1 protein-coding gene is annotated in these 412 nt (G+C 56.1%); it reads left to right on the top strand.

The annotated features are described in order from the left end of the window. Window positions 1-36: 36 nt before the first annotated feature. Window positions 37-412, top strand: a 376-nt coding sequence (locus SxD43FB_RS24125; RefSeq protein WP_217988853.1) for an ABC transporter permease, incomplete at its 3' end; no start/stop codon positions are given.

The following is a 412-nucleotide window of genomic DNA, read 5'->3' as shown; positions in this document are numbered from 1 at the left end:
ACCGGCGCACTGGACAGCCATTCTGGCGAAGAGGTGATGGCGATCCTGCATCAGCTGCGCGATCGTGGGCATACGGTGATTATCGTCACCCACGATCCGCAGGTCGCTGCTCAGGCCGAGCGGGTGATCGAAATTCGCGACGGCGAAATTGTGCGCAATCCTCCCGCCATTGAAAAAGTGAATGTTACTGGCGGGACGGAACCTGTTGTCAACACGGTGTCTGGCTGGCGGCAGTTTGTCAGCGGTTTTAACGAGGCGCTGACGATGGCATGGCGGGCGCTGGCAGCGAATAAAATGCGTACTTTACTGACCATGCTGGGGATTATTATCGGTATTGCGTCGGTGGTTTCCATTGTCGTGGTGGGTGACGCCGCCAAACAAATGGTGCTGGCGGATATTCGTTCTATTGGTA

It is taken from the genome of Sphingobium sp. D43FB (genome assembly GCF_002312805.1).
Classification (GTDB): domain Bacteria; phylum Pseudomonadota; class Alphaproteobacteria; order Sphingomonadales; family Sphingomonadaceae; genus Sphingobium.
This window is presented reverse-complemented; position numbering and strand designations above follow the sequence as displayed.